The following is a 21,109-nucleotide window of genomic DNA, read 5'->3' on the forward strand; positions in this document are numbered from 1 at the left end:
ATTTCGGTGCATGTCGTACTCGCCGGTGGGGGGACCGCCGGCCACATCGAGCCCGCGCTCGCCCTCGCGGACGCCCTGCGGAGGCAGGACCCGACCGTAGGCATCACGGCCCTGGGCACGGAGCGTGGACTCGAGACCCGACTCGTACCCGAGCGGGGCTACGAACTGGCGCTGATCCCGGCCGTACCCCTGCCGCGCAAGCCCACCCCTGAGCTGATCACCGTCCCGGGACGGCTGCGCGGCACCATCAAGGCGGCCGAGCAGATCCTGGAGCGCACCAAGGCGGACTGCGTCGTCGGCTTCGGCGGCTACGTGGCCCTGCCGGGCTACCTCGCGGCCAAGCGGACCGGGACGCCGATCGTGGTGCACGAGGCCAACGCGCGGCCCGGCCTCGCCAACAAGATCGGTTCGCGGTACGCCCACGGGGTGGCCGTCGCCACCCCCGACAGCAAGCTGCGCAACTCCCGCTACATCGGCATCCCGTTGCGGCACACCATCGCGACGCTGGACCGGGCCCGGGTCCGCCCGGAGGCGCGCGCCGCCTTCGGCCTCGACCCCAACCTGCCGACGCTGCTCGTCTCCGGCGGCTCACAGGGCGCACGGCGGCTCAACGAGGTCGTCCAGCAGGCCGCTCCGGTGCTCCAGCGCGCGGGCATCCAGATCCTGCACGCGGTCGGCCCCAAGAACGAATTGCCGCAGGTGCATCAGATGCCGGGGATGCCCCCGTACATCCCGGTACCGTACGTGGACCGGATGGACCTCGCGTACGCCGCGGCCGACATGATGCTCTGCCGCGCGGGCGCGATGACCGTGGCCGAACTCTCCGCCGTCGGGCTGCCCGCCGCGTACGTCCCGCTGCCGATCGGCAACGGCGAACAGCGGCTCAACGCCCAGCCGGTGGTCAAGGCGGGCGGCGGACTCCTCGTCGACGACGCGGAACTGACCCCCGAGTGGGTCCAGGGCAACGTCCTGCCCGTGCTGGCGGATCCGCACCGCCTGTACGAGATGTCCCGCGCCGCCTCGGAGTTCGGCCGCAGGGACGCCGACGACCTCCTCGTCGGCATGGTGTACGAGGCGATTGCGTCACGCCGCAACGCGTGAGAAGGCAGGGGACCGTGGCCGGACCGACCACCGCCGAACGGCAGAAGAAGAAGTCCGGCCCGCCCCGCCCGCCGCGATTCCGGCGCCCCGAGCTGCCCCGGCTGCCGCGTTCGCGCACCCTGATTGTCATTCTGGTGCTCGTCGTCCTGCTCGGCGCCGGGGGCGTCTGGGTGCTCTACGGCTCGCAGTTGCTCCGTCTGGAGCACGTGAAGACGTCGGGCACCGAGGTGCTGACGCCCCAGGAGGTGCGCGAGGCGGCGCACGCCCCCGTCGGGGCACCACTGATTTCGGTCGACACCGACGCCATCGAAGACCGGCTGCGCTCAAAATTGCCCCGAATCGACTCGGTTGACGTCGTCCGGTCCTGGCCGCACGGAATCGGACTCAAAGTGACGGAACGCAAGCCGGTTCTGCTCATCGAAAAGGGCGGAAAGTTCGTCGAAGTGGACGCAAAGGGAGTGCGATTCGCCACGGTCGAGCAGGCGCCGAAGGCCGTGCCCCGGCTCGAATTGGCGCCGGACCGGGAGAGCGGGGCGGCGAGCCTGCGCCGGTTCGGCACCGGCCGGCTGCTGCGCGAGGCGGTGCGGGTCGCGGGTGACCTGCCCCGACCGGTCGCCGGGGCCACCCGCACCGTCAAGGTCCGCTCGTTCGACGCCATCTCGCTGGAGTTGAGCGGCGGGCGCACCGTGGCATGGGGCAGCGGCGAGAAGGGGCAGACGAAAGCCAGAACCCTCACCGCCCTCATGAAAGCAGCCCCGAAGGCAAGCCACTTCGATGTGAGCGTGCCCACCGCCCCTGCGTCGTCGGGGAGTTGACGCATATCGTCGCAGGCCAGCACCCTGGTTCGGCAGCGCTACGGCTGATCACATAGGGTGAAAAGAAAAACGGGAGGTTCGGCGTGTTCGTTGAACGTGCGCCACTTGTCGACTTAGTGTCCTGTTCGGAAGAGTCCAAGGAACAGACACACTGGTAACCCTAAACTTCAGCGTTAGGGTTCGGGTCGGCGTTCGGACCGTCCCATTCGGCATCAGTCGCCGCTTCGCATCGATGCGAGACGGCGACACGTAACTCGAGGCGAGAGGCCTTCGACGTGGCAGCACCGCAGAACTACCTCGCAGTCATCAAAGTCATCGGTGTCGGCGGCGGTGGTGTCAATGCCATCAACCGGATGATCGAGGTCGGTCTCAAGGGCGTCGAGTTCATCGCCATCAACACCGACGCGCAAGCCCTGTTGATGAGCGACGCCGACGTCAAGCTCGACGTCGGCCGGGAACTCACCCGTGGCCTCGGCGCCGGCGCCAACCCGGCCGTCGGCCGCAAGGCCGCAGAGGACCACCGCGAGGAGATCGAGGAGGTCCTCAAGGGGGCCGACATGGTCTTCGTCACCGCCGGCGAAGGCGGTGGCACCGGCACCGGCGGCGCACCTGTCGTCGCCAACATCGCGCGCTCGCTCGGCGCCCTCACCATCGGTGTGGTCACCCGGCCGTTCACCTTCGAGGGCCGGCGCCGCGCCAACCAGGCCGAGGACGGCATCGCTGAGCTGCGCGAAGAGGTCGACACCCTCATCGTCATCCCCAACGACCGTCTCCTGTCCATCTCGGACCGCCAGGTCTCCGTCCTCGACGCCTTCAAGTCGGCGGACCAGGTCCTGCTCTCCGGTGTCCAGGGCATCACCGACCTCATCACCACCCCCGGCCTGATCAACCTCGACTTCGCCGACGTCAAGTCGGTCATGTCCGAGGCCGGTTCGGCGCTCATGGGCATCGGCTCGGCCCGCGGCGACGACCGCGCGGTGGCCGCCGCCGAGATGGCGATCTCCTCGCCGCTGCTCGAGGCGTCCATCGACGGCGCCCGCGGCGTGCTGCTCTCCATCTCCGGCGGCTCCGACCTCGGTCTCTTCGAGATCAATGAAGCGGCCCAGCTGGTCAGCGAGGCGGCGCATCCCGAGGCCAACATCATCTTCGGTGCGGTCATCGACGACGCCCTCGGCGACGAGGTCCGGGTCACCGTCATCGCGGCGGGCTTCGACGGCGGGCAGCCGCCGTCCAAGCGGGACACCGTCCTCGGCTCGGCGTCCGGCTCGGCCAAGCGCGAGGAGCCGGCCCCGTCCGCCGCCTCGACGCCGTCCCGTACCACCGAGTCGTCCCGCCCGGCCTTCGGCGGCCTCGGCAGCGTCACGCCGCGCGACGAGCCCTCGACCCCGGAGCCGGCCGAGTCGGCCCCGGCGAACGAGGCCCCGTCCGCGCCGTCGACCCCGCCGCAGGTCCCGCCGGCCCGTCCCTACCAGGACAGCCAGGCCGAAGAGCTGGACGTGCCGGACTTCTTGAAGTGATAAGCAAGCACAGCACCGTGAGCGGCGCGCACTTCGCCTTCACCGACAGGTGGGGCGGGGTGAGCGCCGTTCCGTACGAAGAGCTCAACCTCGGCGGCGCGGTCGGCGACGCCCCGGAGGCGGTGCGCGCCAACCGCGCGCTGGCCGCCGGGTCCCTCGGCATCGCACCGGACCGGGTCGTCTGGATGCACCAGGTGCATGGCCGCGAGGTCGCGGTGGTCGAAGGACCCTGGGGCCCGGACGCCGAGATCCCCGCCGTCGACGCGGTGGTGACCGCCCGCGGCGGCCTCGCCCTCGCGGTCCTCACCGCCGACTGCACGCCCGTCCTCCTCGCCGACCCGGTCGCCAAGGTGGCGGCCGCGGCGCACGCGGGCCGGCCGGGCATGCTGGCCGGCGTCGTGCCCGCGGCCGTCGAGGCCATGGTGGGGCTCGGCGCGGACCCCGGTCGCATCGTCGCCCGCACCGGACCCGCGGTCTGCGGCCGGTGCTACGAGGTGCCGGAGGCGATGCGCGCCGATGTAGCCGCCGTCGAGCCGGCGGCGTACGCCGAAACCAGTTGGGGCACGCCCGCGGTCGACGTGACCGCCGGGGTCCACGCCCAGCTGGAGCGGCTCGGGGTGGTGGACCGGGAGCAGTCGCCGGTGTGCACCCTGGAATCCGGTGACCACTTCTCGTACCGCCGCGACCGCACCACCGGTCGTCTCGCGGGCTATGTCTGGCTGGACTGATAGGGCATGACGGAGCGCAAGTCCCAACTCGCGGCAAATCTGGCGGAGGTCGAGGAGCGCATCGCCGCGGCGTGCGCGGCGGCCGGGCGCGCGCGGGAGGAGGTGACCCTCATCGTGGTCACCAAGACCTATCCCGCGAGCGATGTGCGGTTCCTCTCGGAACTCGGTGTGCGGCACGTCGCGGAGAACCGCGACCAGGACGCGGCGCCGAAGGCGGCCGAGTGCGCGGATCTCCCCCTCACCTGGCACTTCGTGGGCCAGTTGCAGACCAACAAGGTCCGTTCCGTGGTCGGTTATGCCGATCTGGTGCAGTCGGTCGATCGTCCCAAGCTCGTCACAGCTCTGTCGGCCGCCGCGGTGCGCGCGGAGCGCGAGATCGGGTGCCTCATCCAGGTCGCGCTCGACGCCGAGGAGAACGGACGCGGCGAGCGGGGAGGGGTGGGGCCCGGCGGAATCGAAGAGTTGGCCGACCTCGTGGCGGCGGCGCCGGGGTTGCGGATCGACGGTCTGATGACCGTCGCCCCGCTCACCGGACCGTACGCGGGGCGGCAACAGGCGGCGTTCGAGCGGTTGATGGAATTCTCAACCCTCATGCGCGCGGCTCATCCTGCTGCGAACATGGTGTCGGCAGGGATGAGTGCGGACCTCGAGCAGGCCGTTGCGGCCGGGGCGACACATGTGCGCGTCGGTACGGCGGTACTCGGAGTCCGACCCGGGCTCGGGTAACGTCGCCAAGAAGTCGGACCACAGCAGAAAATATGGTCATTCTCGCTGTTGGGCGGGGATACCTCGTGGATCGCGGGCAGTTGGTGACGACAGCCGATCCACCACAGAGCGGAGGACTCAGAGCATGGCCGGCGCGATGCGCAAGATGGCGGTCTACCTCGGCCTCGTGGAGGACGACGGGTATGACGGTCCGGGGTTCGACCCCGATGACGAGTTCGAACCCGAGCCGGAGCCCGAGCGCGAGCGCGACCGCAGGAGGCACGAACCGCCGCATCAGTCGCACCAGTCCCACCAGTCACAACGGGACGAATCGGTACGAGTGGTGCAGCCGCCCGCCCAGCGTGAACCGGCGCCGCATTCCGCTTCGCTGGCCGCGGAATCCGGACGTCCGGCGCGAATCGCCCCCGTGGCATCCATCACACCTGAACGCCAGAGCCTGGAGAAGAACGCACCGGTGATCATGCCCAAGGTCGTGTCCGAGCGGGAGCCCTACCGCATCACCACGTTGCACCCCCGGACCTACAACGAGGCCCGTACCATCGGGGAACACTTCCGCGAGGGCACTCCGGTGATCATGAATCTGACCGAGATGGACGACACGGATGCGAAGCGACTTGTCGACTTTGCCGCCGGTCTGGTCTTCGGTCTGCATGGCAGCATTGAACGCGTGACGCAGAAGGTGTTCCTGTTGTCGCCTGCTAACGTCGATGTAACGGCGGAGGACAAGGCTCGCATCGCAGAGGGCGGGTTCTTCAACCAGAGCTGAGACGCAAGTGTTGCCGTAGACGCAGTACCGGAACGACGAGCACGGGAAACAGGGGAGAGGGAACCGCGGACATGAGCGTGGTCGGGCAGGTGCTTTACATCGCGCTGATGTGCTTCCTCATCGTGCTGATCTTCCGGTTGGTCATGGACTACGTCTTCCAGTTCGCCCGCTCATGGCAACCCGGCAAGGCGATGGTGGTCGTTCTGGAGGCCACCTACACTGTCACTGATCCACCGCTCAAGCTTCTGCGGCGGTTCATTCCGCCGCTGCGTCTCGGGGGCGTGGCGCTCGACCTGTCCTTCTTCGTACTGATGATCATCGTCTACATCCTGATCACCGTAGTGAGCTGGCTGTGAACGATACGGTCTTGCCGAATGCCGACGACTACGTTGAGGTGAAGAGATGCCGTTGACCCCCGAGGACGTGCGTAACAAGCAGTTCACGACCGTCCGCCTCCGAGAAGGCTATGACGAGGACGAGGTCGATGCCTTCCTCGATGAGGTCGAAGCCGAACTGACCCGCCTCCTCCGTGAGAACGAGGACCTGCGCGCCAAGCTCGCCGCGGCCACCCGTGCCGCCGCGCAGAACCAGCAGCAGGGCGGCATGCGCAAGGGCCCCGGCCCCGACGGGCCGCAGGACCAGCGCGGTCCCGGCGCCCCCGTGCCCGCCGCAATATCGGGTCCGCAGCCGGTCCCGCCGCAGCAGCAGCAGATGGGTGGCCCCATGGGCGGCCCGCCGCAGCTGCCGGGCGGTGCGCCGCAGCTGCCCGCAGGCCCCAGTGGGCACGGCCCGCAGGGTGGTCCGCAGGGCCCCGGCGGCCCCATGGGCCAGGGTCCGATGGGTGGCCCGATGGGCGGCCCCATGGGCGGTCACGGTCCGCAGATGCCGCAGCCCGGTCAGGGCCCCGGTGGCGACAGCGCCGCCCGTGTGCTCTCCCTGGCGCAGCAGACCGCCGACCAGGCGATCGCGGAGGCCCGTTCCGAGGCCAACAAGATCGTCGGCGAGGCTCGCTCGCGCGCCGAGGGCCTCGAGCGTGACGCCCGTGCCAAGGCCGACGCCCTGGAGCGGGACGCGCAGGAGAAGCACCGCGTCGCGATGGGCTCGCTGGAGTCCGCCCGCGCCACGCTGGAGCGCAAGGTCGAGGACCTGCGCGGCTTCGAGCGCGAGTACCGCACGCGTCTGAAGTCCTACCTGGAGTCGCAGCTGCGTCAGCTGGAGACCCAGGCCGACGACTCGCTGGCTCCGCCGCGCACTCCGGCCACCGCCTCGCTGCCGCCGTCCCCGGCGCCGTCGATGGCTCCGGCCGGTGCGGGTGCCCCGTCCTACGGCGGCAACCAGTCGATGGGTGGCGGCAACCAGCCCGCCGGTGGCCCGTCCTACGGCGGCCAGCAGCAGATGTCGCCGGCGATGACCCAGCCGATGGCGCCGGTGCGGCCGCAGGGCCAGCAGCCGATGCAGCAGGCCCCGTCGCCGATGCGCGGCTTCCTCATCGACGAGGACGACAACTGACGGGCGTGACCACGCCATAGGCGTCGGCGGCGTTCAGGGCCGGGCCCCCAGTCTTCTGGGGGCCCGGCCCTTTTGTGCGCTTCGGAGTGGAGTGCGCGAAAGGCCCGGCCCCAACGGGACCGGGCCTTTGCGTGAGCGCTTACGCCTTGCGGAGGCGGAACGTCAGCTTCAGGGAGTCGTCCGTGAACGGCTGCCCGAAGGTGTCGTCGGCCTCGCCCTCGGCGAAGTCCGTGGCGAGGACCTCGTCCGCGATCAGCTCGGCGTGGTCGGACAGGGCGGTGACGACCACCGGGTCCGGGGAGGTCCAGCGCAGGGCGATGCGGTCCGCGACGTCCAGGCCGCTGTTCTTGCGGGCCTCCTGGATCAGCCGGATCGCGTCACGGGCCAGACCGGCCCGGCGCAGCTCCTCGGTGATCTCCAGGTCGAGGGCGACCGTGGCGCCCGACTCGGAGGCCACCGACCAGCCCTCGCGCGGGGTCTCCGTGATGATGACCTCGTCCGGGGCCAGCGTCACGGTCTCGCCCTCGACCTGGACCGAGGCCGTGCCCTCGCGCAGGGCCAGGGACAGCGCGGCCGCGTCGGCCTCGGCGACGGCCTTGGCGACCGCCTGGACGCCCTTGCCGAAGCGCTTGCCGAGGGCGCGGAAGTTCGCCTTGGCGGTCGTGTCGACCAGGGAACCGCCGACCTCGGAGAGGGTGGCCAGGGAGGAGACGTTCAGCTCCTCGGTGATCTGGGCGCGCAGCTCCGGGCTCAGCTTCTCGAAGCCGGCGGCCGCGATCAGCGCGCGGGAGAGCGGCTGACGGGTCTTGACGCCCGACTCCGCGCGCGTGGCGCGGCCCAGCTCCACCAGGCGGCGGACGAGGAGCATCTGCCGGGAGAGCTCCGGGTCGATGGCGGAGAGGTCCGCCTCCGGCCAGGAGGAGAGGTGCACCGACTCCGGGGCGTCCGGGGTGACGGGCACGACCAGGTCCTGCCAGACCCGCTCCGTGATGAACGGCGTCAGCGGGGCCATCAGGCGCGTGACGGTCTCGACGACGTCGTGCAGGGTGCGCAGGGCCGCCTTGTCGCCCTGCCAGAAGCGGCGGCGGGAGCGGCGCACGTACCAGTTGGAGAGGTTGTCGACGAAGACGGACAGGAGCTTGCCCGCGCGCTGGGTGTCGTAGCTCTCCAGGGCCTGGGTGACCTGGTCGGTCAGCGCGTGCAGCTCGCTGAGCAGCCAACGGTCCAGGATCGGGCGGTCGGCGGGCGCCGGGTCGGCCTCGCTCGGGGCCCACGCGGACGTGCGCGCGTACAGCGCCTGGAAGGCGACCGTGTTCCAGTACGTGAGGAGCGTCTTGCGGACGACCTCCTGGATGGTGCCGTGGCCCACCCGGCGGGCCGCCCAGGGGGAGCCGCCGGCCGCCATGAACCAGCGCACCGCGTCGGCGCCGTGCTGGTCCATGAGCGGGATGGGCTGCAGGATGTTGCCCAGGTGCTTGGACATCTTGCGGCCGTCCTCGGCGAGGATGTGGCCGAGGCAGACCACGTTCTCGTAGCTCGACTTGTCGAAGACGAGGGTGCCGACCGCCATCAGCGTGTAGAACCAGCCGCGCGTCTGGTCGATGGCCTCCGAGATGAACTGCGCCGGGTAGCGGCTCTCGAAGAGCTCCTTGTTCTTGTACGGGTAGCCCCACTGCGCGAACGGCATCGAACCCGAGTCGTACCAGGCGTCGATGACCTCCGGCACGCGCGTGGCGGTGCTGCCGCAGCCCTCCTGCGGGCACGCGAAGGTGATCGCGTCGATGAACGGGCGGTGCGGGTCGAGCTCCGACTGGTCCGTGCCGGTCAGGTCGGAGAGCTCCGCGCGCGAGCCGACGCAGGTGAGGTGGTCCTCCTCGCAGCGCCAGATGGGCAGCGGGGTGCCCCAGTAGCGGTTGCGGGACAGCGCCCAGTCGACGTTGTTGGTGAGCCAGTCGCCGAAGCGGCCGTGCTTGACCGAGTCCGGGAACCAGTTGGTCTTCTCGTTCTCCGCGAGGAGACGGTCCTTGACGGCCGTGGTGCGGATGTACCAGGACGGCTGCGCGTAGTAGAGCAGCGCCGTGTGGCAGCGCCAGCAGTGCGGGTAGCTGTGCTCGTACGCGATGTGCTTGAAGAGCAGCCCGCGGTCGTCCAGGTCCTTGGTGAGGGTCTCGTCGGCCTTCTTGAAGAAGACACCGCCGACAAGCGCCACGTCCTCCTCGAAGGTGCCGTCGGGGCGGACCGGGTTCACCACCGGGAGGCCGTACGAGCGGCAGACCTTGAGGTCGTCCTCACCGAAGGCGGGGGACTGGTGGACCAGACCGGTGCCGTCCTCGGTCGTGACGTAGTCGGCGTTGACGACGTAGTGCGCCGGAGCCGGGAACTCCACGAGCTCGAAGGGACGTTGGTAGGTCCAGCGCTCCATCTCGGCGCCGGTGAAGGTCTCGCCGGTCGTCTCCCACCCTTCGCCGAGTGCCTTCTCGACGAGCGGCTGGGCGACGACGAGCTTCTCCTCGCCGTCGGTCGCGACGACGTACGTCACGTCGGGGTGCGCGGCGACGGCGGTGTTGGACACCAGGGTCCACGGGGTCGTCGTCCAGACGAGGAGGGCGGCCTCGCCCGCGAGGGGACCGGAGGTGAGGGGGAAACGGACGTAGACGGAGGGGTCGACGACCGTCTCGTAGCCCTGCGCCAGCTCGTGGTCGCTCAGGCCGGTGCCGCAGCGGGGGCACCAGGGGGCGACGCGGTGGTCCTGGACCAGGAGGTCCTTGTTGAAGATCTCCTTCAGGGACCACCAGACGGAGTCCACGTACTCGGGGTTCATCGTGCGGTACGCGTCGTCGAGGTCGACCCAGTACCCCATGCGGGTCGTGAGGTCGGCGAAGGCGTCGGTGTGCCGGGTCACGGACTCGCGGCACTTGGCGTTGAACTCGGCGATGCCGTACGCCTCGATGTCCTTCTTGCCGTTGAACCCGAGCTCCTTCTCGACGGCGAGCTCGACGGGCAGGCCGTGGCAGTCCCAGCCGGCCTTGCGGGCCACGTGATAGCCGCGCATGGTGCGAAAGCGCGGGAAGACGTCCTTGAAGACGCGGGCCTCGATGTGGTGGGCGCCCGGCATGCCGTTGGCGGTCGGCGGGCCCTCGTAGAACACCCACTCGGGGCGGCCCTCGGACTGCTCGAGGCTCTTGGCGAAGATCTTCTGCTCTTGCCAGAAGTCGAGCACGGCGTGCTCGAGGGCGGGCAGGTCGACCTGGGCGGGCACCTGGCGGTACTGCGGCGGCGTCATCGACGAACTCCTCCAACGGATGTGCTGCCTTCCGTCGGAGGGACGAGAGCTGTGTGCGCCTGGTGCGGCGCGCTCCCGCGGTACCACCCTCCTTGGCCCTCCGGAACGGGGTTTCGTGCCGGTGAGCCCCCTCATTGGGGTCGCGAAACCGGGTCTACCGGCCGGGCCCGAGGGCTGCGGCTTTCTTCCGGCGGCTCCGGGGTGATCTTCACGTCGCGCTGGCCCCCGGGCTCGCACCGTCCCCGGGTCGCTCATGGCTGCGTACGCCGCTACTCGTCCCCATCCACGCTTCTCGCTGCCGCCCAGTGTACGGCGCCGGTGCGGGCGCGGCCGACCGCTTTTCCGGGAGCCGTGGGGCGGGTGGGGGACCGGGGGCGTGCTGACCCGAATGGCGATATGCGGGCCGGCGGGTTCCGGGCGGGCGCCGGGCGGCGGATTACCCGGCGGGGAGCTGGGCACAACGCATGCAGACTCGCCGCGCGCTCCCCGCGGGGTGGGTGGATCGGGCGGCGTGCCCCGTTGCCGCGGGCCTGGAGTCGATTTATCGTCCCAGCACGATTCGCGTGCAAGATCACAATATGTGAAGGGGCCGCGGCCATGGTGGCGAAGAAGACCGCCGTACAGCAGTCGGCGTCCGGCAGATCCACCGGGGCGGCCGCGGCGACGTCCAAGGATGTGAGCGGCAAGAAGAGCACACACGGGGCCAAGGCGGCGCAGGTGTCCGACACCGCGCGGGCGGCCGGCGAGGTCCCGGCGGAGGAGGCGGGGCCGGCCGGGCCGAAGGCAGCGGCGAAGAAGGCGGTCGCCAAGGCGAAGAAGGCGGTGGCCAAGAAGACCGCGGTCAAGAAGGCGGTCGCCGAGAAGACGGCGGCCAAGGCCGGCGGGAGCGAGGAGGCTGCGGCCGAGGAGACGGCCACCTCAGCGGTCCCGCCGGCGAAGGCCGCCGCCAAGAAGACAGCCGCCAAGAAGACAGCCGCCAAGAAGACGGCCGCGAAGAAGACGGCGGCCAAGAAGGCACCTGCCGAGAAGGCCCCGGCGGAAGCCGCGCCTCCGGCAGAGGCTCCGGCCAAGAAGGCCGCTGCGAAGAAAAGCGCGACCAAGAAGAGCGCGACCAAGAAGAGCGCCGCCAAGAAGAGCACCAGCACGGTCAAGGAGACGGCCGCGTCCGCGGCCGAGGGCGCGGCGGAGGCCGCGGAGACGACGGGAGCCACGACGGTGGTTGCGAAGAAGACTCCGGGCACGGCGACAGCGGCGAAGACGGCGACGGCGGTGCCCAAGGCGCGCGGGACCGCGGCGGAGCCCGGCGAGCTCGCGGTCCGGCCCGGCGAGGACCCGTGGACCCCGGAAGAGGTCGCGGAGGCGCGCACGGACCTCCAGAGCGAGGCGCTGCGGCTCAGCAGCGAGATCGCCTCCTCCGAGGAGGCCCTCGCGGGTCTGATGCGGGACTCCGGCGACGGGGCCGGCGACGACGAGGCGGACACCGGCACGAAGAACATCACGCGCGAACACGAGATGTCCCTGGCGGCGAACGCGCGCGAGATGCTCGAACAGACCGAGCGCGCCCTGGAGCGGCTCGATGCCGGGACGTACGGGCTCTGCGAGAACTGCGGCAACCCGATCGGCAAGGCGCGGATGCAGGCCTTCCCGCGCGCGACGCTGTGCGTGGAGTGCAAGCAGAAGCAGGAACGCCGCTACTGAGCCCGGCCTGGGCGCCGGGGACCGTACGCGTGTGCCGTACCCTCGTCCCCAGTCAGGTACCTAGGTCGAGGGACTCACGTGGCAGAGGCGGAGCGCATCATCGGTACGCCGGACATCCCCGAGGAGGCCGGGGCGGAGCCGGAGCAGTCCGGTGCCGCCGCGGATCAGGACGGCCCGGCGGACAAGGGCACGGGCAGGGGCAGGCGCCGGATCGCCGTGCTGTTCGCGGTGGCCGTCGTCGCGTACGCCCTGGACCTGGTCAGCAAGATGATCGTGGTGGCGAAGCTGGAGCACCACGACTCGATCGAGCTCCTCGGGGACTGGCTGCGGCTCTCCGCCATCCGCAACGCGGGCGCGGCCTTCGGCTTCGGCGAGGCCTTCACCATCATCTTCACCTGCATCGCCGCGGCGGTCATCGTGGTGATCGCGCGGCTCGCCCGCAAGCTGTACAGCCTGCCCTGGGCCATCGCGCTCGGCCTGCTGCTCGGCGGCGCGCTCGGCAACCTCACCGACCGCCTCTTCCGCGCGCCCGGCGTCTTCGAGGGCGCGGTGGTGGACTTCATCGCCCCGAAGGGCTTCGCGGTCTTCAACCTCGCGGACTCGGCGATCGTCTGCGGCGGCATCCTGATCGTGCTGCTCTCCTTCCGCGGCCTCGACCCGGACGGCACGGTCCACAAGGACTGAGGGCCCGGGCCCCGGGCGGTCCGCGGGCCTGTGGTGCGGGAGTGTCGGTGGGCTCCTGCATACTCAATGGGTGAGCACGATTCCCGAGATCCGAACCCTGCCCGTGCCGGACGGCCTGGAGGGCGAGCGCGTCGACGCCGCCATCTCGCGCATGTTCGGGTTCTCCCGTACGAAGGCCGCCGAGCTCGCCGCGGCGGGGAAGGTCGCGGTCGACGGCTCGGTGGTCGGCAAGTCCGAGCGGGTGCACGGCGGCGCCTGGCTGGAAGTGGAGATGCCGCAGGCGCCCGCTCCGGTGCAGATCGTCGCCGAGCCCGTCGAGGGCATGGAGATCGTGCATGACGACGACGACATCGTCGTGATCGTCAAGCCGGTCGGCGTGGCCGCGCACCCGAGCCCGGGCTGGACCGGCACGACCGTGATCGGCGGCCTCGCCGCCGCGGGCTACCGGATCTCCACCTCCGGCGCCGCCGAGCGCCAGGGCATCGTGCACCGCCTGGACGTCGGCACCTCCGGTCTGATGGTGGTCGCCAAGTCCGAGCGCGCGTACACCTCCCTGAAGCGCCAGTTCAAGGAGCGCACGGTCGACAAGCGCTACAACGCGCTGGTCCAGGGCCACCCCGACCCGATGAGCGGCACCATCGACGCCCCTATCGGCCGCCACCCGAACCACGACTACAAGTGGGCGGTCACGGCCGAGGGCAAGCCCTCCGTGACGCACTACGACCTCATCGAGGCGTTCCGGGCGGCCTCGCTGCTCGACATCAAGCTGGAGACGGGCCGCACCCACCAGATCCGCGTGCACATGGCGGCGCACCGGCACCCCTGCGTGGGCGACCTGACGTACGGCGCGGACCCCACCATCGCCAAGCGCCTCGGCCTCACCCGCCAGTGGCTGCACGCCGTCCGGCTCGGCTTCGAGCACCCGGGGGACGGCCAGTGGGTGGAATTCGAGAGCCAGTACCCCGACGACCTGCAGCAGGCGCTCGACCGGGTGCGGGCGGAGAGCTCATGACCGCGGTGACCGTCCGGGTCGCGGAGCACACCGACGACATCGAGGCCTGCTTCGCGGTCCGCAAGGACGTCTTCGTGGCCGAGCAGCAGGTGCCGGAAGAGCTGGAGTACGACGCCGGGGCGGTGCACGTCCTTGCCGTGCGCGAGGACGGTGTCCCGCTGGGCACCGGCCGGCTCCTGACCGGCGCGGCCGCCGCCGCGAAGAACGGCGGGGACGCCGAAGTGGGCGCCCTCGGCCGGCTCGCGGTGACCAAGGCCGCGCGCGGGCTCGGCGTGGGGGCCGCCCTGGTCCGCGCCATCGAGGACGCGGCTCGCGCGCGCGGCCTGACCGCCGTGGACCTGCACGCGCAGACACACGCCCTGGGTTTCTACGAACGCCTGGGGTACGAGGTGTACGGACCGGAGTTCCCCGACGCGGGGATCCCGCACCGGGCGATGCGCAAGCCGCTGGACCGCTGACGGCGACGCCGCCGCGCGAAGGCGTCGAGGGGCATTGGTCCGGTTGGCGGTGATTGCGTGGCAGGGTTGAGGTCTTGATCGTCCGAATCCCGACCCGGAGTGCACACCGTGGACCAACTGGCGCTGGTGCTCATCTTGCTGCTCGGTGCCGTGATCACGGTTCCGCTGGGTGACCGGCTCGGGCTGCCCGCGCCGGTCCTGATGACGCTGGCGGGGATCGGCATGGCGCTGCTGCCGTTCGTGCCCAACGTCGAGATCCCGCCCGACTACATCCTTCCGCTGGTCCTGCCGCCGCTGCTCTACGCCTCCGTGCAGCGCACCTCCTGGCGGCAGTTCACGGCCAACATCCGGCCGATCTTCCTGCTCGCCGTGGCGCTGGTGTTCGTGACGACGGCCGCGGTCGCGGCCATGGCCAACGCCATAGTGCCGGGGCTGCCGCTCGCCGCGGCCGTGGCGCTCGGGGCGCTGGTGGCGCCGCCCGACCCGGTCGCCGCGACCGCCGTCGCGGGGTCCCTCGGGCTGCCGCGCAGACTGGTGTCGATCCTGGAGGGCGAAGGGCTCTTCAACGACGTCACGGCGATCGTGCTCTACCACGTGGCCATCGCGGCCGCGGTGAGCGGCACCTTCTCGCTGCCGTCCGCCGTGGGCCTGCTCGTGCTGTCCGGCGTGGTCGCCGTCCTCGTCGGCCTGGTGCTCGGCTGGCTCACCAACAAGCTGATGGGGCTGCTCGGCGACGCCACCCTGCAGACCGGCCTGACGCTCCTCGTGCCGTTCGTCAGCTATGTGCTCGCCGAGGAGCTGCTCGGTTCCGGCGTGCTCGCCGTCCTCACCACGGCCCTCTACCTCGCGGAGAACGCCGTCGACGCCGACGACGTGCTCGGCCGGATCACCGGGCAGACCTTCTGGCAGATCGTCGACACCCTGGTCACCGGCATCGCGTTCGGCCTCATCGGCCTCGAACTGCACAACGTCTTCGGCATCGCGAAGGGCCACCAGTGGCAGATGTACGGCTGGGGCGCGGCGATCGTCGCCGTCGTGGTCGGCGTCCGACTGCTCTGGCTGCTGCCCGCGACCTGGCTGGCCAAGCGGCTGCACAAGCGGCGGGACGTCGACGAGGAGATCCCGACCACCTGGCGCGAGACCGTCGTGATGTGGTGGTCGGGGATGCGGGGCGTGGCCTCCGTCGCGCTGGCCCTCGCCATTCCGCTGAAGACGGAGGACGGGAGTCCGTTCCCCGCCCGTGACGAGATCATCTTCATCGCCTTCTGCGTGATCATGGCGACCCTCGTCGTCCAGGGGCTCACCCTGCCCTGGCTGGTCCGCAAGCTCAACGTCCGCGCGGACGCCGACGCGGAGCGCGAGCTGGAGCGGAGGCTCGCGCTGCGCGCGGCCAAGGCCGCCAAGCGGCGCCTCAAGGAGATCGAGGACGTCGAGGAGCTCCCCGACGACCTCTCCGAGCGGCTGCACCGCGGCGCGCTCGACATCGGCGCCAGGATCAGCCCGGACCTCCTCGACGACGAGCGGCGCGCCCGGTACGCCAAGCGCGTCGACCGCCTCAAGGCCGTCCAGCGCATCCAGCGCGACATGATGTCGGCCGCCCGCCACGAGGTGCTCGCCGCGCGCAGCGAACCCGGCGCCGACCCGGAGGTCGTCGACCGGGTCCTGCGCCACCTCGACGTTCGCAGCCTGCGCTGAGCACCGGGCGGGCCGGCCTCAGCCGCGGCCCGTGCGCGGCAGGTCCGGCGGGAGCGGCTCGTACCGCAACCGGTGGCCGTTGGACAGCGGCTCGACAGCCGAGACGGTGGTGACCCGCGGCAGCGCGTAGGAGTGGTGCTCGGTGAGCCAGCGGATCATCTGCTCGCGCACCGTGACCCGCACCGTCCATATGTCGTCCGCGTCCTTCGCGGTGACCAGGGCGCGGACCTCGATGGTGCTCGGCATGGTGTCCGTGACCGCGAGGCCCCAGTCCCTGCCGTCCCACGCCGCGCAGTCGCGCAGGATGTCGTGGAGCTGCTCGCGCATCAGCGAGATCGGCGCCGAGTGGTCCAGCTGGAAGAAGACGGTGCCGGTCATCTCCGCGCCGCCCCGCGACCAGTTCTCGAAGGGCTTGGCCGTGAAGTACGACACGGGCATGGTGATCCGGCGCTCGTCCCAGGTCCGGACGGTCAGGAAGGTCAGCGTGATCTCGTCGACCGTGCCCCACTCGCCGTCCACCACCACCGTGTCCCCGAGCCGCACCATGTCGCCGAAGGCGATCTGCAGCCCGGCGAAGAGGTTGCCGAGGGTGGACTGGGCGGCGACACCGGCGACGATGCCCAGGATGCCGGCGGAGGCGAGCAGCGAGGCGCCCGCCGCCTGCATGGCGGGGAAGGTGAGCAGCATCGCGGCGACGGCCACGACACCGACGATCGCGGTGACCACCCGCTGGATGAGGGTCACCTGGGTGCGGACCCGGCGGACCCGGGCCGGGTCCCGGTGCATGGCGGCGTAGCGCGCGTACGACGACTCGACGATCGCCGCCGCGATCCGTACGACGAGCCAGGCGGTGGAGCCGATGAGGACGAGGGTGAGGGTACGGCCGATCAGCGCCGAGTGGTCCTTGGCGAGCTTGGCCTGGCCGTAGGAGCCTCTCAGCAGCGCGGTGCACAGGACGACTTGCAGGGGGACGCGGCCACGGCGGAGCAGACCCCACAGCGGGGTCTCGTGGTGTCGTTCGTCGGCCCTGCGCAACAGCACGTCGACCAGCCAGCCGACGATCACCGTGAGCACGACCGAGCCGCCGACCACGATCAACGGGCGCAGTACGTTCTCCATGCCGCCGAGGGTAGTGGGCCGGGCCGAATGGCACGATGGCCCCATGAACATCATGCTTTTCCACTCGACGTACGGGCTGCGGCCCGCGGTGCACGCGGCGGCCGACCGCCTGCGCGCCGCGGGGCACGAGGTGTGGACCCCGGACCTCTTCGAGGGCCGCGTCTTCGACGACGTCGAGGAGGGAAGGGCCTTCCAGGAGGAGCTCGGCAAGGACGAGCTCCTGAAGCGGGCGATCCTCGCCGCCGCGCCCTACTCGGAGCGCGGTCTGGTCTACGCGGGCTTCGCCCTCGGCGCCGCGACCGCGCAGACCCTCGCCCTCGGCGACGCGCGCGCCCGCGGCCTGCTGCTCCTGCACGGCACCTCCGACATCGCGGAGAACGCGTCGGTGGACGAGCTGCCGGTGCAGCTGCACGTCGCCGAGCCGGACCCGTTCGAGTCCGACGACTGGCTGAGCGCCTGGTACCTGCGGATGGGGCGGACGGGGGCCGATGTGGAGGTCTACCGCTACGCGGGCGCCGGACACCTCTACACCGACCCGGACCTGGACGACTACGACGCGGAGGCCGCCGAGGCGACGTGGCGCACGGCGCTCGGTTTCCTGGACACGCTCTGAGCGACGCTGCCCGCAGCCGCTCGGGGCCACGCCTCCCGGTTCAGCGCACCGGCGCGTCCGCCCGCTCGACCTTCTGCGTGCCGCTGAGCGTGCGGTACGAACGGACCCAGGACGAGGTCGCCGCGGGGTCGGCCCGGTCGGAGATCACGTAGTAGTCCATCTGCGAGCGCTCGGCGGTGACGTCGAGGACCCCGTAGCCGTGCGAGTCCATGTCCAGCCACTTCACATGGCGGTTGGCGGCCTTGATGGCGCCGACGGCCACCAGCGAGAGCGTGTGCGGGGCGACGTGCAGCAGGTCGTCGACGTTGTCGGAGCTCACCGACGTGACCACGAACTCCGTGGCGGCGGAGGCGGAGAGCGGGTACGTGGCCGCCTTGGCCGGCACGTCGTTCGCCCAGGCCATGTGGATGTCACCGGTCAGGAAGACGGTGTTCTGGATCTTCCGGTCGCGCAGGTGGGCGATGAGCTCCTTGCGGTCGTCGGTGTAGCCGTCCCACTGGTCGGTGTTGACGGCCACGCCCTCCTCGGGCAGTCCGAGCAGTTTCGCGAGCGGCTTCAGCAGGTGGGCCGGCAGGGAGCCGAAGGCGACCGGCGAGATCATCACCGAGGTGCCGACCAGCTTCCAGGCCGCGTCCGAGGCGGCGAGGCCCGCCTTCAGCCAGTCGAGCTGGGCGCGGCCGGTGATCGTACGGTCCGGGTCGTCGACGGAGCCGCTGCCCGCTCCCGCCTGCACGGAGCGGAAGGACCGCAGGTCGAGCAGGTGCAGATCGGCGAGCTTGCCGTAGCGGACGCGGCGGTAGACGGTGCCCTCGGTGGAGGGGCGCACCGGCATCCACTCGAAGTAGGCCTGCTTGGCGGCGGCCATGCGCGCGGCCCAGCTGCCCTCCGTGCCGTCGGTGTGGTTGACCGCGCCGCCCGACCAGGCGTTGTCGGCGAACTCGTGGTCGTCCCAGATGGCGATGACGGGGTGCGTGGCGTGCATCGCCTGCGCGTCGGGGTCGGTCTTGTGGACGCCGTGCCGGACGCGGTAGTCGGCGAGCGTGGTGATCTCGTGCTTCGGCTCGTGCGGGCGCACCACGTACTCGGCGGCCGGGTACTCGCCGCTCTTGTACTCGTAGATGTAGTCGCCGACGTGCAGCACCGCATCGAGCTCGGTGCGGGCCGCGAGGTGGCGGTACGGGGAGAAGTACCCCGCCTCCCAGTTGGCGCAGGACACCACGCCGAAGCGGACGCCGTGGGCGGAGGCGTCGGGCGCGGGGGTGGTGCGGGTGCGGCCCACGGGGGAGCGGACGTCCCCCACGGAGAACCGGAAGTAATAGGTGGTGGCCTGGCGCAGGCCCCTTACGTCGGCCTTCACGGTGTGGTCGGCGGACGCCCGCGCGGTGATGCTGCCCCGGCCGACGACCCGGGTGAAGCCCTTGTCCTCGGCCACCTCCCAACTCACCGCGGTGTCCGGGCCCTTGCCGGAGCCGGGCACGGCGTCCGGGACGGGCGTCACCCGGGTCCACAGCAGGACACCGTCGGGCAATGGGTCCCCGGAGGCCACCCCGTGGTGGAACGCCGGCCCCTCGGCGGCGTGCGCGGGTATCGCGCCGAGCGGGGCGCCGAGGACGGCGGTGGCGGCTGCGGCGGCCTTGACGACGGTGCGGCGGCGCGGCGTCAGGGGGCCGTCGGACATGTCTGCGATCGATCGACTGGTCACAGCCGATCACCCTACTGACCGGTCATCACAAAGGGCGGGCGAACTCCAGGAGTTCGCCCGCCCTTTCGCCACCCGCCGCCTCGGCGCGCGGTGTGGTGCGTCAGTCCGCCCGGTTCACCCGGGCCACCGGCCGGTTCAGCCCTTGAGGGCCTTGTCGATCGCGGTCTTGTAGTCCTTGACCGTGCTCGGCGCGTTCTTCGAACCGGGGCCGGTCAGCTGCTTGCCGTCCATGACGAAGGAGGGCGTGCCCTCGACGCCGTCCTTGTTGTCGTCGAACTTTTTCGACATCTCCAGGGCCCACCGGTCGTAGGTCCCGTCCTTGACGGCCTTCTTGAAGGCGGTGTTCGTCTTGAGCGCGGGCACCTTGTCGGCCGCCTTCAGGAGGTACGCGTCGTCCTTGAACTTGTCGTCCTGCTCCGAGGGGTGGACGTCGGCCGAGAACAGGGTCTTCTTGTACTCGAGGAAGGCGTCGTCGCTGACGTTCAGGGCCGCGCCGAGCGCGCTCAGGGCGTTCCTGGAGCCCTCACCCGGGATGTTGCGGTCGAGGAAGGTGGCGCCGATGAACTCGATCTTGTACTTGCCGTCCTTCATGTCCTTCTCGACGGTCGGGCCGACCGTCTGCTCGAAGGCGGCGCACACGGGGCAGCGCGGGTCCTCGTACACCTTCAGGGTCTTCTTCGCGGACTCCTTGCCGAGGACGACCGTCGTGCCGTTCTCGCCCGCGGTGTTCGCGGGCTTGACCAGCTTGGCGTCCTTGGCCTCTTCCCAGTAACCGGGCTTGTTCGACTGCATGACGGCGTAGCCGACGCCGCCGGCGATGGCGAGGACGGCGACGATGGAGACGCCGACGATGGCGGCCCGCTTGCGCTTCTCCCGCTTGCGCTCGGCTTCCTGCTGGGCGCGTATCCGCTCACGGGCGGCGGACTTGGCGGCCTGGCTGTTGCGCTTGCTCATGATCTTCTTCTCCGGGTGCGTGACTGCGTAAGGGGTTGCGGTGCTCAGGCGAAGGCGGCCGAGCACGGCGGTCCACGCCGTCCGACGAAGTGCACGAGCAGGCGCGTGCGCGTGATGCGCGCGCGGCGCTCGGGGCGCGGCAGGCGCCGCATGGGCGGGCGCGGCGCGGTCACCATGGCGACCACGAGCAGCAGCGGCCGGAACGTCGCCGCGCCGACCGCGCGCAGCAGCTGGGCCAGTGCCCGCTCGCCGCGCCGCAGCCAGGCCGCCGCGAGGAGGCCCACTCCGATGTGCGCGCCGAGCAGCAGCCAGGCGGCGCCCGGGTCCATGTCGGCGAGGAGCGAGGCGGTGCCGTGCCCCTCGGCGGTCATCCGGGCCAGCGGGGTGCCGACGGGGGCGCCGCCGCACAGCACGTCGAAGCCGACGGCGCGCAGCGGGCCCGCGACGGGGCCGCCCGCCTCGCCGTAACAGACGTGCTGGCCCGCGGTGAACACCGTGTCGGCGGCCAGTTCCAGGGGGATCAGGAGGGCGGCGATGCGGCCGTAGCCCCGCTCGTGCCCGGCCGTCGCGTAGGCGATGGCGAAGACGGCGGCGGCGATCGCCGCGACCGTGGCCGACGGCAGAGGGGCGCGGGACAGCAGCACGTGCGACGCGGCGGAGAGCGTCACGACGAGCGCCGTGAAGAGCGCCGCGCGCACGGCCCTGAGGTGCGTCCCGGATATGTCCATC

At 71.0% G+C, this 21,109-nt stretch carries 19 protein-coding genes; 14 read left to right on the top strand and 5 right to left on the bottom strand.

Going from position 1 to position 21,109, the window contains the following annotated elements:
* The first annotated feature begins 6 nt into the window (after window positions 1–6).
* The 8 genes from murG to ACZ6B8_RS29420 all read left to right on the top strand — a co-directional run bounded on the left by murG (window position 7) and on the right by ACZ6B8_RS29420 (window position 7,162).
* Complete coding sequence (gene murG / locus ACZ6B8_RS29385; RefSeq protein WP_471075442.1) at window positions 7–1,101, top strand: undecaprenyldiphospho-muramoylpentapeptide beta-N-acetylglucosaminyltransferase; 1,095 nt, start codon at window positions 7–9, stop codon at window positions 1,099–1,101.
* Window positions 1,102–1,115: 14 nt separating this feature from the next.
* Entirely contained in the window at window positions 1,116–1,916 is an 801-nt protein-coding gene (locus ACZ6B8_RS29390) for a cell division protein FtsQ/DivIB (protein WP_471075445.1), read from the top strand.
* Window positions 1,917–2,191: 275 nt separating this feature from the next.
* Entirely contained in the window at window positions 2,192–3,433 is a 1,242-nt protein-coding gene (ftsZ, locus tag ACZ6B8_RS29395) for a cell division protein FtsZ (protein ID WP_471075447.1), read from the top strand.
* 17 nt (window positions 3,434–3,450) lie between these two features.
* Entirely contained in the window at window positions 3,451–4,161 is a 711-nt protein-coding gene (gene pgeF / locus ACZ6B8_RS29400) for a peptidoglycan editing factor PgeF (protein WP_471076477.1), read from the top strand.
* A 6-nt stretch (window positions 4,162–4,167) separates the two neighbouring features.
* Window positions 4,168–4,887: a YggS family pyridoxal phosphate-dependent enzyme gene (locus ACZ6B8_RS29405; protein ID WP_471075450.1), complete on the top strand. Its 720-nt coding sequence runs from the start codon at window positions 4,168–4,170 to the stop codon at window positions 4,885–4,887.
* Window positions 4,888–5,011: 124 nt separating this feature from the next.
* A complete protein-coding gene (locus ACZ6B8_RS29410) occupies window positions 5,012–5,653 on the top strand; it encodes a cell division protein SepF (RefSeq protein ID WP_471075453.1) in 642 nt (213 codons plus the stop codon).
* 71 nt (window positions 5,654–5,724) lie between these two features.
* Window positions 5,725–6,009, top strand: a complete 285-nt coding sequence (locus ACZ6B8_RS29415; protein WP_355813542.1) for a YggT family protein — start codon at window positions 5,725–5,727, stop codon at window positions 6,007–6,009.
* A 46-nt stretch (window positions 6,010–6,055) separates the two neighbouring features.
* Complete coding sequence (locus ACZ6B8_RS29420; RefSeq protein WP_471075456.1) at window positions 6,056–7,162, top strand: DivIVA domain-containing protein; 1,107 nt, start codon at window positions 6,056–6,058, stop codon at window positions 7,160–7,162.
* Between the two features lie 139 nt (window positions 7,163–7,301).
* On the opposite strand, the gene ileS is transcribed toward ACZ6B8_RS29420, so the two are convergent.
* On the bottom strand, window positions 7,302–10,445 hold the full coding sequence (ileS, locus tag ACZ6B8_RS29425; RefSeq protein ID WP_471609206.1) for an isoleucine--tRNA ligase: 3,144 nt from the start codon (window positions 10,443–10,445) through the stop codon (window positions 7,302–7,304).
* A 597-nt stretch (window positions 10,446–11,042) separates the two neighbouring features.
* Between ileS and ACZ6B8_RS29430 the strand changes: the two genes are divergently transcribed.
* The 5 genes from ACZ6B8_RS29430 (at window position 11,043) to ACZ6B8_RS29450 (ending at window position 15,992) form a co-directional block, all read left to right on the top strand.
* Window positions 11,043–12,143, top strand: coding sequence for a TraR/DksA family transcriptional regulator (locus ACZ6B8_RS29430; RefSeq protein WP_471075462.1), 1,101 nt, complete (start codon window positions 11,043–11,045; stop codon window positions 12,141–12,143).
* Window positions 12,144–12,221: 78 nt separating this feature from the next.
* Window positions 12,222–12,827 (top strand): signal peptidase II, encoded by a 606-nt coding sequence (gene lspA / locus ACZ6B8_RS29435; RefSeq protein WP_471075464.1) that lies wholly within the window; start codon window positions 12,222–12,224, stop codon window positions 12,825–12,827.
* A gap of 70 nt (window positions 12,828–12,897) precedes the next feature.
* Window positions 12,898–13,839, top strand: a complete 942-nt coding sequence (locus ACZ6B8_RS29440; protein WP_471075467.1) for an RluA family pseudouridine synthase — start codon at window positions 12,898–12,900, stop codon at window positions 13,837–13,839.
* Window positions 13,836–14,297, top strand: coding sequence for a GNAT family N-acetyltransferase (locus ACZ6B8_RS29445; protein ID WP_471609207.1), 462 nt, complete (start codon window positions 13,836–13,838; stop codon window positions 14,295–14,297). The genes ACZ6B8_RS29440 and ACZ6B8_RS29445 overlap by 4 nt, the downstream gene beginning before the upstream one ends.
* A gap of 108 nt (window positions 14,298–14,405) precedes the next feature.
* Window positions 14,406–15,992, top strand: a complete 1,587-nt coding sequence (locus tag ACZ6B8_RS29450; protein ID WP_471075472.1) for a Na+/H+ antiporter — start codon at window positions 14,406–14,408, stop codon at window positions 15,990–15,992.
* 18 nt (window positions 15,993–16,010) lie between these two features.
* On the opposite strand, the gene ACZ6B8_RS29455 is transcribed toward ACZ6B8_RS29450, so the two are convergent.
* Complete coding sequence (locus tag ACZ6B8_RS29455; protein ID WP_471609208.1) at window positions 16,011–17,111, bottom strand: mechanosensitive ion channel family protein; 1,101 nt, start codon at window positions 17,109–17,111, stop codon at window positions 16,011–16,013.
* Window positions 17,112–17,154: 43 nt separating this feature from the next.
* On the opposite strand from ACZ6B8_RS29455, the gene ACZ6B8_RS29460 reads away from it, so the two are divergent.
* Complete coding sequence (locus ACZ6B8_RS29460) at window positions 17,155–17,724, top strand: dienelactone hydrolase family protein (RefSeq protein WP_471609209.1); 570 nt, start codon at window positions 17,155–17,157, stop codon at window positions 17,722–17,724.
* Between the two features lie 40 nt (window positions 17,725–17,764).
* Here ACZ6B8_RS29460 and ACZ6B8_RS29465 read toward each other — a convergent pair whose 3' ends face one another.
* The 3 genes from ACZ6B8_RS29465 to ACZ6B8_RS29475 form a co-directional block, all read right to left on the bottom strand.
* Complete coding sequence (locus ACZ6B8_RS29465) at window positions 17,765–19,402, bottom strand: alkaline phosphatase D family protein (RefSeq protein ID WP_471609210.1); 1,638 nt, start codon at window positions 19,400–19,402, stop codon at window positions 17,765–17,767.
* Window positions 19,403–19,561: 159 nt separating this feature from the next.
* Window positions 19,562–20,380, bottom strand: a complete 819-nt coding sequence (locus ACZ6B8_RS29470) for a thioredoxin domain-containing protein (protein WP_471609211.1) — start codon at window positions 20,378–20,380, stop codon at window positions 19,562–19,564.
* Window positions 20,381–20,424: 44 nt separating this feature from the next.
* Window positions 20,425–21,108: a hypothetical protein gene (locus ACZ6B8_RS29475; RefSeq protein ID WP_471609362.1), complete on the bottom strand. Its 684-nt coding sequence runs from the start codon at window positions 21,106–21,108 to the stop codon at window positions 20,425–20,427.
* Window position 21,109 lies beyond the last annotated feature (1 nt).

Source organism: Streptomyces sp. NPDC041122 (genome assembly GCF_055592445.1).

What these genes read in the sequence shown, in the direction of transcription:
- ACZ6B8_RS29430 (WP_471075462.1), top strand. Translation starts at nt 11,043, where the DNA reads ATGGTGGCGAAGAAGACCGCCGTACAGCAGTCGGCGTCCGGCAGATCC.
- ACZ6B8_RS29445 (WP_471609207.1), top strand. Translation starts at nt 13,836, where the DNA reads ATGACCGCGGTGACCGTCCGGGTCGCGGAGCACACCGACGACATCGAG.
- ACZ6B8_RS29460 (WP_471609209.1), top strand. Translation starts at nt 17,155, where the DNA reads ATGAACATCATGCTTTTCCACTCGACGTACGGGCTGCGGCCCGCGGTG.
- ACZ6B8_RS29405 (WP_471075450.1), top strand. Translation starts at nt 4,168, where the DNA reads ATGACGGAGCGCAAGTCCCAACTCGCGGCAAATCTGGCGGAGGTCGAG.
- ACZ6B8_RS29465 (WP_471609210.1), bottom strand. Translation starts at nt 19,402, where the DNA reads ATGTCCGACGGCCCCCTGACGCCGCGCCGCCGCACCGTCGTCAAGGCC.
- ACZ6B8_RS29415 (WP_355813542.1), top strand. Translation starts at nt 5,725, where the DNA reads ATGAGCGTGGTCGGGCAGGTGCTTTACATCGCGCTGATGTGCTTCCTC.
- ACZ6B8_RS29420 (WP_471075456.1), top strand. Translation starts at nt 6,056, where the DNA reads ATGCCGTTGACCCCCGAGGACGTGCGTAACAAGCAGTTCACGACCGTC.
- ACZ6B8_RS29455 (WP_471609208.1), bottom strand. Translation starts at nt 17,111, where the DNA reads ATGGAGAACGTACTGCGCCCGTTGATCGTGGTCGGCGGCTCGGTCGTG.
- ACZ6B8_RS29475 (WP_471609362.1), bottom strand. Translation starts at nt 21,108, where the DNA reads ATGGACATATCCGGGACGCACCTCAGGGCCGTGCGCGCGGCGCTCTTC.
- ACZ6B8_RS29410 (WP_471075453.1), top strand. Translation starts at nt 5,012, where the DNA reads ATGGCCGGCGCGATGCGCAAGATGGCGGTCTACCTCGGCCTCGTGGAG.
- ACZ6B8_RS29470 (WP_471609211.1), bottom strand. Translation starts at nt 20,380, where the DNA reads ATGAGCAAGCGCAACAGCCAGGCCGCCAAGTCCGCCGCCCGTGAGCGG.
- ileS (WP_471609206.1), bottom strand. Translation starts at nt 10,445, where the DNA reads ATGACGCCGCCGCAGTACCGCCAGGTGCCCGCCCAGGTCGACCTGCCC.